This is a genomic window from Streptomyces sp. NPDC025721, from assembly GCF_055558595.1.
On sequence record NZ_JBVHMF010000005.1, the window covers coordinates 118,264 to 131,715 of the forward strand.

General features: G+C 72.7%; 12 protein-coding genes. 7 read left to right on the forward strand and 5 right to left on the reverse strand.

Annotated features, from left to right (window positions below; all coding sequences use genetic code 11):
* Positions 1-144: 144 nt before the first annotated feature.
* Complete coding sequence (locus ACZ4EF_RS10040; RefSeq protein WP_467503777.1) at positions 145-1,278, forward strand: Rieske 2Fe-2S domain-containing protein; 1,134 nt, start codon at positions 145-147, stop codon at positions 1,276-1,278.
* Here the strand turns inward: ACZ4EF_RS10040 and iolD are convergent.
* The 5 genes from iolD to ACZ4EF_RS10065 form a co-directional block, all read right to left on the reverse strand.
* Complete coding sequence (gene iolD / locus ACZ4EF_RS10045; protein ID WP_467503779.1) at positions 1,275-3,140, reverse strand: 3D-(3,5/4)-trihydroxycyclohexane-1,2-dione acylhydrolase (decyclizing); 1,866 nt, start codon at positions 3,138-3,140, stop codon at positions 1,275-1,277. The genes ACZ4EF_RS10040 and iolD overlap by 4 nt on opposite strands.
* Complete coding sequence (gene iolB, locus ACZ4EF_RS10050) at positions 3,137-4,033, reverse strand: 5-deoxy-glucuronate isomerase (protein WP_467503781.1); 897 nt, start codon at positions 4,031-4,033, stop codon at positions 3,137-3,139. Before iolB ends, iolD begins: the two co-directional genes overlap by 4 nt.
* Positions 4,030-5,022 (reverse strand): 5-dehydro-2-deoxygluconokinase, encoded by a 993-nt coding sequence (gene iolC, locus ACZ4EF_RS10055; RefSeq protein ID WP_467503783.1) that lies wholly within the window; start codon positions 5,020-5,022, stop codon positions 4,030-4,032. The genes iolB and iolC overlap by 4 nt, the downstream gene beginning before the upstream one ends.
* A 512-nt stretch (positions 5,023-5,534) precedes the next feature.
* Entirely contained in the window at positions 5,535-6,383 is an 849-nt protein-coding gene (locus ACZ4EF_RS10060) for a TIM barrel protein (RefSeq protein ID WP_355339040.1), read from the reverse strand.
* A gap of 60 nt (positions 6,384-6,443) precedes the next feature.
* Positions 6,444-7,484 carry a Gfo/Idh/MocA family protein gene (locus ACZ4EF_RS10065; RefSeq protein ID WP_467503785.1) on the reverse strand — a complete coding sequence of 347 codons (1,041 nt, stop codon included), beginning with the start codon at positions 7,482-7,484 and terminating at the stop codon, positions 6,444-6,446.
* Positions 7,485-7,615: 131 nt separating this feature from the next.
* Between ACZ4EF_RS10065 and ACZ4EF_RS10070 the strand changes: the two genes are divergently transcribed.
* The 6 genes from ACZ4EF_RS10070 to ACZ4EF_RS10095 all read left to right on the forward strand — a co-directional run bounded on the left by ACZ4EF_RS10070 (position 7,616) and on the right by ACZ4EF_RS10095 (position 13,372).
* Positions 7,616-8,449 carry a GntR family transcriptional regulator gene (locus ACZ4EF_RS10070; RefSeq protein ID WP_467346365.1) on the forward strand — a complete coding sequence of 278 codons (834 nt, stop codon included), beginning with the start codon at positions 7,616-7,618 and terminating at the stop codon, positions 8,447-8,449.
* A gap of 217 nt (positions 8,450-8,666) precedes the next feature.
* Entirely contained in the window at positions 8,667-9,674 is a 1,008-nt protein-coding gene (locus tag ACZ4EF_RS10075) for a sugar ABC transporter substrate-binding protein (RefSeq protein ID WP_391049589.1), read from the forward strand.
* Between the two features lie 41 nt (positions 9,675-9,715).
* Entirely contained in the window at positions 9,716-10,750 is a 1,035-nt protein-coding gene (locus ACZ4EF_RS10080; RefSeq protein WP_391163763.1) for an ABC transporter permease, read from the forward strand.
* On the forward strand, positions 10,747-11,604 hold the full coding sequence (locus tag ACZ4EF_RS10085; RefSeq protein WP_391163625.1) for an ATP-binding cassette domain-containing protein: 858 nt from the start codon (positions 10,747-10,749) through the stop codon (positions 11,602-11,604). The genes ACZ4EF_RS10080 and ACZ4EF_RS10085 overlap by 4 nt, the downstream gene beginning before the upstream one ends.
* Entirely contained in the window at positions 11,601-12,740 is a 1,140-nt protein-coding gene (locus ACZ4EF_RS10090) for an ROK family glucokinase (protein ID WP_355339048.1), read from the forward strand. Before ACZ4EF_RS10085 ends, ACZ4EF_RS10090 begins: the two co-directional genes overlap by 4 nt.
* Positions 12,737-13,372 (forward strand): hypothetical protein, encoded by a 636-nt coding sequence (locus ACZ4EF_RS10095; RefSeq protein WP_355339051.1) that lies wholly within the window; start codon positions 12,737-12,739, stop codon positions 13,370-13,372. Before ACZ4EF_RS10090 ends, ACZ4EF_RS10095 begins: the two co-directional genes overlap by 4 nt.
* Positions 13,373-13,452: the final 80 nt, after the last annotated feature.

The window sequence follows — 13,452 nt, forward strand, 5'->3', positions numbered from 1 at the left end:
CCCGGCGGAATTCCGCCGCCGGTCCCGGAGATGATCACGACATCGGCACCGGAAATCTACGCGTGGACGTGGACTTGACCAAGTCATGACGATTTGGTGAGGCCGCCACGCGAACGTACTGACCGGTACGTTCGTATTTCTGGTATGACGCTCCCGCAGACGAAGCCCCCATTGCGCAAATACCGCGACGTGGCACCGGAGGAGGACGTCCCCACCACCCGCACGACCGGACTCGACCCGGACTTCTGGTATCCGCTCGCCCGGTCCCGCGACCTCAAGAGCGGCAAGACGCTGGCCGTGAAGTACGCCGGGACGGAGATCGTCCTGGTCCGGCCGGAGAAGGGCGCGCCGTACGCCCTGGAGGACCGCTGCGCCCACCGCCAGGTCCCGCTGAGCATGGGCGTGGTGAAGGACGAGCGGCTGCTCTGCGGCTACCACTGCTGGACGTATGACCGCACGGGCGCGTGCGTGAACATCCCCTATCTGGACCGGAAGCGGAAACTGCCCAACGGCGTGCGCAGTTACGCGTGCCGCGAGGCGTACGGATTCGTCTTCGTCTTCCCCGGCGATCAGGAACTGGCCGAGGTCACGCCGATGCCGGAACTGCCCTCGTACGCCGACCGCCGGTACAAGACGCGCGTGCTCGACCGGGACATCGCCTGCCACTACTCGTTCATGCACGAGAACCTGATGGACATGAACCACCAGTTCCTGCACCGCAGTCTGATGGGCCGGATCCGGGCCAAGCTGCTGGACGTCCGCGAGGGCGAGGACTGGCTGGAGGCCGACTACTCCTTCTCGCGCACCGAGGGCAAGCAGTCCCTCGGCGAGCGCCTGATCGTCGGCAGCGGCAACGACGACAAGTACGCGGACCTGATGACGATCCGCACCGGCTACCCGTACCAGACGCTGCGGTACTGGACCGACGGCAAGCGCGAGGAGCCCCCGGCCCTCGACCTGTGGAACGCCTACATGCCCACCGACCAGGCCCAGCACCACAATCACACCTACGGCCTGATCATGATCCAAAAGCCTCCGGTCCCCGGCGTGATCCACCTGCTGTGGCCGGTCATCACGCTCTTCACCGAGGGCATCTTCGGCCAGGACCGCGTCATCGTCGAGGCGGAGCAGCGCGCCTACGAGAGCCAGGGCGCCGACCTCAACAACGAGGTCTTCCCGATCATCCAGTCCCTCAAGTCGCTCCTCGCCCGCAAGGGCGTGCCGATCCCGCCCGCCGCATGCGGCGGCCCGGCCCAGGGCCCCGCGGACAGGCCCTAAAGACGGGGCCGGGTCCCGGGTGCCGGGCGCGCCCGGTCGTACGCCTCGCGGGCGGCCCGCGTGGCCGGGCGGTCCGACACCTCGGCGACCGGGACGTCCCACCACGCCTCGGCGCCGGGTCCGGGCCGCGCGGGGTCGGTCTCGACGTACACGGCCGTCGCCCGGGGCGACTCGCGGGCGGCGGCCAGCGCGGCGCGCAACTCCTTGGCCGTACGGGCGGTGAAGACCTCGAGGCCGAGGCTGGCGGCGTTGGCCGCGAGGTCCACCGGCAGCGGCTCGCCCGCGAAGGACCCGTCAGGGGCGCGGAACCGGTAGGCGGTGCCGAAGCGTTCGGCGCCGACCTGCTCGGACAGGCCCCCGATGGAGGCGTATCCGTGGTTCTGGACGATCACCACATTGATCGGGACGCCCTCCTGGACGGCGGTCACGACCTCGGTCGGCAGCATCAAGTACGTGCCGTCGCCCACGAGCGCGAACACCTCGCGGTCGGGCGCCGCCAGCTTCACGCCGATCGCGGCCGGGATCTCGTACCCCATGCAGGAGAAGCCGTACTCGACGTGATACTGCCCCACGTCCCGCGCCCGCCACAGTTTGTGCAGGTCACCCGGGAGGGAACCGGCCGCGTTGACCACCACGTCCCGGTCGTGCAGCACCGCGTCCAGCGCCCCGACGACCTCGCTCTGCGACGGCGGTCCCTCGCCGCCGCCGTCACCGAAGGCAGCGTCCGTACGGGCGCGCCAGTCGGCCAGCGCCCGGCGCGCGTCGGGGGTCCGCCCCGGTGCCTGATGGCCCGCCAACTCGGCGGCCAGGGCGGCGATTCCGGCCCGAGCGTCGCCGACGAGCGCCAGTCCGGCCATCTTGTGGCCGTCGAAAGAGGCGATGTTGAGACTGACGAAGCGCGCGTCGGGCGCGAAGAGCGCACCGGACGCCGTGGTGAAGTCCGTCCACCGGGTGCCGACGCCGAGCACCACGTCGGCCTCCCGCGCCGCCGCGTCGGCGGGCGCCGTACCGGTGTGCCCGATGCCGCCGAGCGCCTGCGGATGGTCCCACCGCAGCGCGCCCTTGCCTCCTTGCGTCTCGGCCACCGGAATGCCGGTCGCCGCCGCCAACTCGGCCAGCGCGGACGCCGCTTCGGAGATCCGCACCCCGCCGCCCGCGACGATCAACGGCCGACGCGCGCCGCGCAGCAGGGCGGCGGCCTCCGCCACCGCGTCCGCGTCCGGCACGGGCCGCCGCACCTGCCAGACCCGCTCGCGGAACAGCTCGTCCGGCCAGTCGTACGCCTCCGCCTGCACGTCCTGCGGCAGCGCCAGCGTCACCGCGCCCGTGTCGACGGGGTCGGTCAGCACCCGCATCGCCTGAAGCAGCGAGGCGGGCAGCATCTCGGGCCGCCAGATCCGGTCGAACCAGCGCGACACCGGCCGCAGCGCGTCATTGACGGTGATGTCGTACGCCCACGGCACTTCGAGCTGCTGGAGGACCGGGTCGGCCGGGCGGGTCGCGAAGACGTCACCGGGGAGCAGCAGCACCGGCACCCGGTTGATCGTCGCGAGCGCCGCGCCCGTGACGAGATTGGTCGCGCCGGGACCGATCGACGTCGTGCACGCCATCGCCGAGAGCCCGTGCCGGGTCCGGGCGTAGCCGACGGCCGCGTGCACCATCGCCTGCTCGTTGCGCCCCTGGTGGTACGGCATCGCCTCGGGCCCGGCCGCCAGCAGCGCCTGGCCGACGCCCGCGACATTGCCGTGCCCGAAGATGCCCCACATCCCGGCCACCGACCGGTGGCGCACGCCGTCCCGCTCGGTGAACTGGACGGACAGGAACCGGACGAGGGCCTGTGCGACGGTGAGTCTGACGCTCATACGGTGCCGCCCTCCTGCTTCGTGACCGGCGCCTCGTACAACGGCAGCCGGGGGTCGGGGAGTTGGTCCGCCCATGACGCGCGGACCCACGCGTGTGCCGGGTCGTCGCTGATCAGCCAGGCCCGTTCGGCGCCCGGGCCCGCCATCACGTTCAGGTAGTACATGTCGTAGCCGGGGACCGCCATGCTCGGGCCGTGCCAGCCGTCGGGGATCAACACCGCGTCGCCGGTGCGGACTTCGGCGAGGACGTCGGTGGCACCTGCGGGGGAGGGGTAGACGCGCTGGTAGCCCAGCGCGGCCGGGCCGCCGCCGAACTCGTAGTAGTAGATCTCTTCGAGGACCGACTCGTGCGGGCCCGCCTCGTCGTGCTTGTGCGGCGGGAACGACGACCAGTTGCCGCCCGGTGTCAGCACCTCCACCGCGATCAGCCGGTCGCAGGCGAAGACGCCCGCCGCCGCGAAGTTGTTGACCTGGCGGCTCGCGCCGCCCGCCCCGCGCAGCTCCACCGGCACCGCGGAGGCCGGGCCGTACCGCGCGGGCAGCCGCCGCTCGCAGCGCGCCCCTGCCAGCGCCAGGCGGCTGCCGCCGGGGCTGACGACGGTGACCTCCGCGTCGCGCGGCACATACGCGAAGTCGCTGACGCCGCTGAACACGCTGACGCGGCCGCGCAGTTCGAAGGCGGTCTCGGTGCCGTCGGCCTGCGTCACCGTCACCGCGCAGCCGCCCGCCAGCGGCAGCACGATCCACTCGCTGTCCCCGGCCGCGAAGCGGCGCAGGGCGCCCGGCGCCAGGGTCAGGGTCCGCAGGGACGAGTACGACCATCCCGCGACGGCCGGATCCACCCACAGGTCGAAGCCGTCCTTTTCCGCGGTGCCCGCGGCCAGATGGGTCACTGGGGCTCAACTCCTTCGGCGGGCGCGGCGGGCGCGGCGGGCGTGCCGGGCGTGCCGGGCGCGGTGGGTGGCGCGAGCACGGGGGGTGGCGCGGGCTCGCGCAGCAGCTCGTCGATCTCCCGGCGGGTCGGCATCGCGTCGGCGCACGCCAGGCGGGAGGCGACCAGGGCACCGGCCGCGTTGGCCGCCCGGAGCACGTCGGGCAGCGGCTCCCCGGACAGCAGGCCCGCGCACAGGGCTCCGCCGAAGGCGTCACCGGCCCCGAGGCCGTTGACGGCCTTCACCGGGACCGGCGGCACCGAGTGCTGCTCGCGGGCGGTTCTGCCCAGCACTCCGGCCGGGCCCTGCTTGACGACCGCCGTCCGCACGCCGCGCCGCAGCAGCAGCCCGGCCGCCGTCTCCGGGTCGCGGCTGCCGACCGCGATCTCCGTCTCGTCCAGATTGCCGACGGCCACCGTCGCGTACGCCAGCGCGCGGGCGTACAGCGCGGGGGCCTGCGCCGGGTCCTCCCAGAAGCCGGGGCGCCAGTCCAGGTCGAACCACACCTCGCCGCCCTCGCGGGCGTCCAGTGCCGCGAAGACGGTCGAGCGCGTCGGTTCCACCGCGAGGGCCGAGCCGGTGATCCACAGGGCCCGCGCCGTCCTGACCGCCGCGCGGTCCAGCGAGGCCGGTTCGAGGCACTGGTCGGGCGCGACCGGGCGCCGGTAGAAGTAGATCGGGAAGTCGTCGGGCGGGAACAACTCGCAGAACACGACGGGGGTTTGCACCCCGGGCACGGTCGTCACGAGCTTGTCGTCCACGCCGAAGCCTTTGAGCGCCGTGCGGACGTACGTGCCGAACGGGTCGTCACCCACGCCCGTCAGCACGGCCGTTCGCAGCCCGAGGCGGGCCGCTGCCACCGCCACGTTTCCGGCCGTCCCGCCGAGCGATTTCGCGAACGTCCGCACCTCCGCGAGCCCCACCCCGCTCTGCTCGGGATAAAGGTCCACCCCCACCCGCCCCAACGTCACCACGTCATACGCCCCGCCCTCAGGAGGGTTCTCTCCCCCGCCCGCCCGCCCCTGTGTCCTCAATCGCCGGACGGGCTCCGAGAGTTGGGGCGTAGAGGGCGCCGGGTCTGGCTGGGCGGGTTGGGGCGTAGAGGGCGCCGGGTCTGGCTGGGCGGGTTGGGGCGTAGAGGGCGCCGGGTCTGGCTGGGCGGGTTGGGGCTGAGAGGGCGTCGGGTCTGGCTGGGCGGGTTGGGGCTGAGAGGGCGCCGGGTCTGGCTGCGGGGGTTGGGAGGGAGGGGGAGCGGGACGCGACTGAGGGGGGTCGGGGGGAGACGGGGTGTGGCTCGGCTGCGGGGGCTGGGATCGGGATGCGGCGGGGCGCGACTGAGCGGGGTGGGGTGGGGCGTTGCCGGCGGCGGGCGGCCGGTGGGGACGGGTCACGTCGGCCTGGGTCGCGCGCCCGCTTGCGCGCGCGTTGTTCGCAAGGGGCTGGCTCTTGTCGGTGGGGGGTGTCATTGGTGGGTGAGCCAGTGGAGGGAGGCGCGGATGGCGGGGAGGGGGCCTTGACCGGGGGGTGGGGGGGCGGTGAGGACGGTGTCCTGCTCCATGACGTACCAGCCGGGGTAGCCGGCGGATTCGAGGTGGGTGATGAGGGCGCTGAGGTCGAGGCCGCCCTGGCCGAGGGGGCGGTAGAGGCCCTGCTGGACGGCGGAGGTGTAGGTGGTGCGGCCGTCCCGGACGGCGTCGGCGGCGGCGGGGTCGACGTCCTTGAGGTGGACGTGCGTGACGCGGGAGGCGGCCCGGCGCGCCAGGGCCACCGGGTCGGTGCCGCCGATGAGGAGGTGCCCGGTGTCGAGGCAGAGCCCGATCCGACTGCCGTCGAGGACGCGGTCGACCTCGGCGGGCCCTTCGACGACGGTGCCGACATGGGGGTGGAGGGCGGCGGTGACGCCGAGCGAGGCGGCGAGGTCGGTGACGGCGTCGAGCCGGTCCAGCAGGGTGCGCCAGCCGTCGGCCGACACGGCGGGACGTTCGTCGTAGCCGTCGAGCCCGGTGGCCGCGGCCAGGACGAGCGTGCGGGCGCCCGCGGCGGTGAAACGGTCGAGGTCGGCCCGGATGTCCGGCAGCGGATCGTGGCCGGGATCGTGCAGTACGGCGGGCACGAAGCCGCCGACCGCGGTGACGCCGCGGGCGGCCAGCAGCGGCCCCGGCAGAAAGCCGTCGGGACCGAACTCACTGGCGGTGATGCCCAGCTCCGTCATCTCCGCCAGCACCCGCTCGGGCGTCAACTGGTGCCCCCAGCCGGGCACTTCGCACACACCCCAGGAAATCGGCGCCCCCGCGATCCGCTCCCGCTTCATGCCGTCACCACCTCCGGTGTCCCGTGGACCCGCCCCGCGGGCGCCGCCGTCCTGCCCGGCTCATGCCACCACTCCGCTCACGTCGCCCTCACGTACGCGCATGCCCACGTCGGCGACCGTCACCGGACGTCTCTCGCGGCGCGAGACCTCGCACGCCTCGGCGACGAGCAGCGCGCGCAACGCCTCCCGACCCTCGCAGGGATTCGGCTCCAGGCCGCGTACGACGCGCAGGAAGGCGGCCAGTTCGGCCCGGTAGGCGGCGGCGAAACGGTCGAGGAAGCCGGGCCAGGGCGCCGTGGGCAGGGCCGCGACCGCGACCGGCTCCATCGAGCGCAAGGGCGTCCGCGGGCCGACGCCCACCGCGATCTGGTCGTCGGTCCCGGCCAGTTCCATCCGGACGTCGTACCCCGCGCCGTGGTAGCGGGTCGCCGTCGCCGTCGCGAGGACACCGCCCTCCAGGGTGAGCAGCGCTGCCGCGGTGTCGGCGTCGCCCGCCGCGCGGAAGAAGTCGTCGCCGCCGTTGGCGCCCGCCGCGTACACCTCGGTGATCTCCCGGCCGGTGACCCAGCGCAGCACGTCGAAGTCGTGGATGAGGCAGTCGCGGTAGAGGCCGCCGGAGAGCGGGACGTACGCGGCCGGCGGCGGCGCCGGGTCAGAGGTGACGGTGCGCACGGTGTGCAACCGGCCCACCCTGCCCGCCCGTACGGCCTCGCGCGCCGCGCGGTACCCGGCGTCGAAGCGCCGCTGGAAGCCGATCTGGAGCACGGCGCCCGCGGCCTCGACGGCGTCGAGCGCGGCCACCGTACCGGCGAGGTCGAGCGCCACCGGCTTCTCGCAGAAGGCGGGGACACCGGCGCGGGCGGCGTGGGTGATCAGCGCGGCGTGCGACGCGGTGGCGGAGGCGATGACGACGGCGTCCGGCGCGCTGTCGAAGAGCGCGTCCACCGAAAGGGCCGCGCGCCCGCCGACCGACGCGGCGACCTGCCGGGCGCGTACCGCCTCGGTGTCGGCGACCGTCACCTCGTCGACGTCCTCGTGGGCGGCCAGCGTGGCGGCGTGGAAGGAGCCGATCCGCCCGGCGCCGATGAGTCCGATCCGCATAGCTGCTACTTGCCCCTTCACCGCGGGAGACGTGCGCGCTGTCCCAACCTCCCGCGCCGCCCGCCCCCTGTCAACGCTTTGTCCGGACATAAGGACTTCCGGTGATCATGGGTGGCCGATACGCTCCCTCCGTGCCCAAGCAGGAGCCCACGCACGCACCCCCGCACGAACCAGGCCGCGAAGCCGTGCCGCCCGGCCGTGGGCGCCCGCAGGCCCGGCCCGTCCACCGCGATCTGCGGCTGGCCGTCGACCGCGCCAGCCCCGTACCGCTGTACTTCCAGCTCGCCCGGCAGCTCGAAGCCGCCATAGAAGAGGGCGCGCTCGCCCCCGGCAGCCTGCTCGGCAACGAGATAGAGCTGGCCGCGCGGCTCGGCCTGTCCCGGCCGACCGTCCGGCAGGCCATCCAGTCGCTGGTCGACAAGGGCCTGTTGGTGCGCCGCCGGGGCGTCGGCACCCAGGTGGTGCACAGCCATGTCGCCCGCCCGCTGGAACTGAGCAGCCTGTACGACGACCTGCTCGCCGCGGGGCGGCACCCGAGCACCCGGGTGCTCGCGAACGCCCGCGGGCCCGCGCCCGCCGCGGTCGCCGCCGCCCTGGGCCTGCCGGAGTCCTGCCAGGTCGCCGTCGTGCACCGGCTGCGCCTCACCCACGGCGAGCCGATGGCGTACCTGTGCAACTACCTCCCCTGCGACCTGCTGGAACCGGCCACCGGCGAGCTGGAGGCCAACGGTCTGTACGCGCTGATGCGGCACCACGGCATCACCCTGCACAGCGCGGAGCAGACCGTGGGGGCCCGCGCGGCCACGGCCGAGGAGAGCCGGCTGCTGGCCGAGCCGCCGGGCGCGGCGCTGCTGACGATGCAGCGCACCACGTACGACGACCGGGGCCGCGCGATCGAGTTCGGCTCCCATCTGTACCGGGCCTCGCGCTACACCTTCGAGTTCCGGCTGCTGGTCAGAGCCTGAGGCAGGACCGGTGCGAAGACGCCCGCCGACCGCGTACGGACCCCCTCGCCGACCCCGGGAAGGCGCCCTCTACCGCACCCCCGCCAACCCGCCGCACCGGCCCGCCGGGCATCGCGCCGTACCCCTTGACGGATACTTGGGCCGCCGGGATGGTCGCTCGCAACACTCTCATCCCGGCAGTAACAGGAACCGCAGGGAAAGGCAGGGCCTCGTGGCGATGGCAAGGGCGGGAACACGGGTGGTGGGCGTGCTGACGGCGGCGGTGCTCGGCGCGGTCTGCCTGGCCGGGTGCAGCAGCACCGGCGGCAAGCGCGCGGAGGACCGGGCCAAGCAGGCCGCGGCCAACGGCTCCGCCGTCAACACCCCGCACTGGACCTTCGCGATGGTCACCCACTCCGGCGCGGGCGACACCTTCTGGGACATCGTCCAGAGCGGCGCCAAGCAGGCCGCCGACAAGGACAACATCAAGTTCCTCTACTCCAACAGCGACCAGGCCAACGAGCAGTCGCAGCTCGTCCAGGCCGCCATCGACCAGCACGTGGACGGGCTGATCGTCACGCTCGCCAAGCCCGACGCGATGAAGGCCGTCGTGCTCAAGGCGGAGAAGGCCGGTATCCCGGTCATCACGATCAACTCCGGCTCGCAGGAGTCCAAGGAATTCGGCACGCTCGGACACATCGGCCAGGACGAGACCATCGCGGGCCGCGCGGTCGGCGACGAGCTGAACAAGCGCGGCAGGAAGCACGCCCTGTGCGTGCTCCACGAGCAGGGCAACGTCGGCCACGAGCAGCGCTGCGCGGGCGCCAAGGCCACCTTCTCCGGGACGATGGACAACCTCTACGTCGACGGCACGAACATGCCCGACGTGCAGTCCGCCGTCCAGGCCAAGCTCCAGGCCGACAAGAGCATCGACTCCGTCGTCACCCTCGGCGCGCCCTTCGCGGCCACCGCGGTCAAGGCCAAGGACCAGGCGGGCTCCTCCGCCGAGGTCGACACCTTCGACCTGAACGCGCAGGTCGCCGCCTCCCTCAAGGCGGGCACCATCGGCTTCGCCGTCGACCAGCAGCCGTACCTCCAGGGCTACGAGGCGATCGACCTGCTGTGGCTGTACCGCTACAACGGCGACACCCTCGGCGGCGGCCAGCCCGTCCTGACCGGGCCGCAGATCGTCACCAAGGACGACGCGGAAGCCCTGCTGTCGTACACCAAGCGGGGCACCCGTTGAGCGGGCAGAGCACGCGCACCCCGGACGGCGGCGCCCCCGACCTGCTGGTGAGCCCGGTGGACGACGAGCGGCTGGCGCCGAGATCCGTCGTGCGCGCCCTGCTGGCCAGGCCCGAGCTGGGCTCCGTCGTCGGCGCGGTCGCCGTCTTCGTCTTCTTCTCCGTCGTCGCCGACGCCTTCCTGCGGGCGTCCAGCCTCGGCACGGTGCTGTACGCGTCCTCCACGATCGGCATCATGGCCGTCCCCGTGGCGCTGCTGATGATCGGCGGCGAGTTCGACCTGTCGGCCGGTGTCCTGGTGACCAGCTCCGCGCTGGTCTCCTCGATGTTCAGCTACCAGATGACCGCGAACGTCTGGGTCGGCGTCGGGGTGTCGCTGCTGGTCACCCTCGCCATCGGCTTCTTCAACGGCATCCTGCTCGTGCGCACCAAACTGCCCAGCTTCATCATCACGCTGGGCACCTTCCTGATGCTCACCGGCCTCAATCTGGGCTTCACCAAGCTCATCAGCGGCACCGTCTCCACCAAGACGATCGCCGACATGGAGGGCTTCCCGACCGCCCGCGACCTGTTCGCCTCGCACTGGACGATCGGCTCCGTCGACCTCCAGGTCACCATCTTGTGGTGGCTCGGCCTGGTCGCCGTGGCCACCTGGGTGCTGCTGCGCACCCGCGCGGGGAACTGGATCTTCGCCGCGGGCGGCAACGCGGACGCGGCCCGCGCGGTCGGCGTCCCCGTCGCCCGTACCAAGATCGGCCTGTACATGGCGGTCGCCTTCTGCGCCTGGATCTCGGGACAGCACCTGCTGTTCTCGTTCGACGTGGTGCAGTCGGGCGAGGGCGTCGGCAACGAATTCCTGTACATCATCGCGGCCGTCATCGGCGGCTGCCTGATGACCGGCGGATACGGCAGCGCCATCGGCTCGGCGGTCGGCGCGTTCATCTTCGGCATGACCAACAAGGGCATCGTGTACGCCCAGTGGAATCCGGACTGGTTCAAGTTCTTCCTCGGCGCGATGCTGCTGCTCGCGACGCTGCTGAACGCCTGGGTCCGCAAGCGGGCGGAGGCCGCGGCATGAGCGCAGAACCCGTCCTCGACAAGGTCCCCGCGCCCGCCGGCGCCCCGCTGGTCGAGCTGACCGACGTCTCCAAGTCGTACGGGAACGTCCGCGCGCTGCGGGACGTCTCCCTCGAAGTGCGCGCGGGCGAGATCACCTGCGTCCTCGGCGACAACGGCGCGGGCAAGTCCACCCTCATCAAGATCATCGCCGGGCTGCACCAGCACGACACGGGCCGCTACGCCATCGAGGGCGAGGACGTACGGCACAGCTCGCCGCGCGAGGCGCTCGACCGCGGCATCGCCACCGTCTACCAGGACCTGGCGGTGGTCCCCCTGATGCCGGTCTGGCGGAATTTCTTCCTCGGCTCCGAGCCCACCCTCGGCCGCGGCCCGCTGCGCAGGCTCGACGTGGCCGCCATGCGCGCCACCACCCACCAGGCGCTGCTGCGGATGGGCATCGACCTGCGCGACGTCGACCAGCCGATCGGCACCCTGTCCGGCGGCGAGCGCCAGTGCGTGGCCATCGCCCGCGCCGTGCACTTCGGCGCGAAGGTGCTGGTCCTGGACGAGCCGACGGCCGCCCTCGGCGTCAAGCAGTCGGGTGTGGTGCTGAAATACGTGGCCGCCGCGCGCGACGCGGGGCTCGGTGTGGTACTCATCACGCACAATCCGCACCACGCGTATCTGGTCGGTGACCGGTTCATTCTGCTCAAGCGAGGCGCGATGTCGGGCAGCCACCTGAAGAAGGACATTACGCTGGACGAGCTGACCCGAGAGATGGCCGGGGGCAGCGAGCTGGACGAGCTGACCCACGAACTGATGCGCCGGACGACCACCACACCACCGGCGACCGACCCGGAGACCTCCGCTTGAGTGCCAATCGTGAACGTGTGTACCGCGGCGGCGCCGCCAGGGCGACGGTGCTCCAGACCGTCGGCCGCCGCGAGAGGCGCTCGCATCTGACCGCGCCCCGCGTCCCCACCGTCGGTATCGACATCGGCGGCACCAAGGTGATGGCCGGGGTGGTCGACGCGGACGGGGTCATCCTGGAGAAGATCCGCACCGAGACGCCCGACAAGTCCAAGAGCCCCAAGGTCGTCGAGGACACCATCGTCGAGCTGGTCCTGGACCTGTCGGAGCGGCACGACGTGCACGCGGTCGGCATCGGGGCGGCGGGCTGGGTCGACGCCGACCGCTCGCGGGTGCTCTTCGCCCCGCACCTGTCCTGGCGCGACGAGCCGCTGCGCGACCGGCTCGCCGAGCGCCTGCTGGTCCCCGTCATGGTCGACAACGACGCGAACACCGCGGCCTGGGCCGAGTGGCGCTTCGGCGCCGGGCGCGGCGAGGCCGACCTGGTGATGATCACCCTCGGCACCGGCATCGGCGGCGCGATCCTGGAGGACGGCCAGGTCAAGAGGGGCCGCTACGGCGTCGCGGGCGAGTTCGGCCATATGCAGGTGGTGCAGGGCGGCCACCGCTGCGCCTGCGGCAACCGCGGCTGCTGGGAGCAGTACAGCTCGGGGAACGCGCTGGTCAGGGAGGCCCGCGAGATGGCCGCCGCGGATTCCCCGGTCGCCTACGGGATCATCGACCGGGTCGGCGGCAGCATCAGCGAGATCACCGGACCGCTCATCACCGAGCTGGCCCGCGAGGGCGACGCGATGTGCGTCGAGCTGTTCCAGGACATCGGCCAGTGGCTGGGCATCGGCATCGCCAACCTCGCCGCCGCCCTCGACCCGTCCTGCTTCGTCATCGGCGGCGGCGTCAGCGCCGCCGACGACCTGCTGATCAACCCGGCCAGGGACGCCTTCCGGCGCAATCTCACCGGCCGCGGCTACCGGCCGGAGGCGCGGATCGCCAAGGCCGAGCTGGGCCCCGAGGCCGGTATGGTCGGCGCCGCCGACCTGGCCCGGCTGGTCGCCCGCCGCTTCCGCCGCGCCACCCGCCGCCGCGTCGAGCGGTACGAACGCTACGGCCGCGTCTACGGACGGCAGGGAGCCCAGTCGTGACCACCACACCCTTCGACCAGGACACCCTGGAGCCGGGCCCCGAGTCCGACGGGGGACCGCCCGCGGACGGCGACGCGGGCCGGGCGCGGCTCGCACCGCCGCCGCGGAACCCGCCGCGCTGGGTCCGCTGGACCGTCGTCCCGCTGCTCGTCCTCGTACCGATCGGGTACGTGCTGATCTCCGCCGAGCAGAGCCGGGACAGCGGGGTCACCAAGCAGAAGGAGGCGGCCCTCAGCCATCTGGAGCTGGCCGTTCCGACCATCCTCCAGCGGCAGATATACCAACTGCCCTTCCCCGACGGCACCACGGGCCCCGGCTACCTGGAGACCAACTCCTGGGACACCAGCGCGCTGTACGTCCAGTTCACCACCACCTCCGGCGGCCTGGACACCTTCCTCGCGCAGGTCGGCAGCGCCCGGAACGTGCTGCGCGGGGGCAAGGACGCGATCACCGCCGCGCAGGCCAGGACGGCGGGCTGGGACTTCCTCACCGGCCGCACGTATGTGGGCATCAGCATGCACCAGGCCGGCGACAAACCGGACCGCAACATCGTGGTGGACCTCACCGACCCGGACGTCCCCACGGTGTACGCGGTCTCCACCGTCAACTTCCGGCACGGCTTCAAGGGATGACGGCGGCGGGGCGCCGATGTCAGGGGCGATGACAACGATGGCCCATGACAGTCCTCGCGGGCCCGCGGAAGCGGGCCACT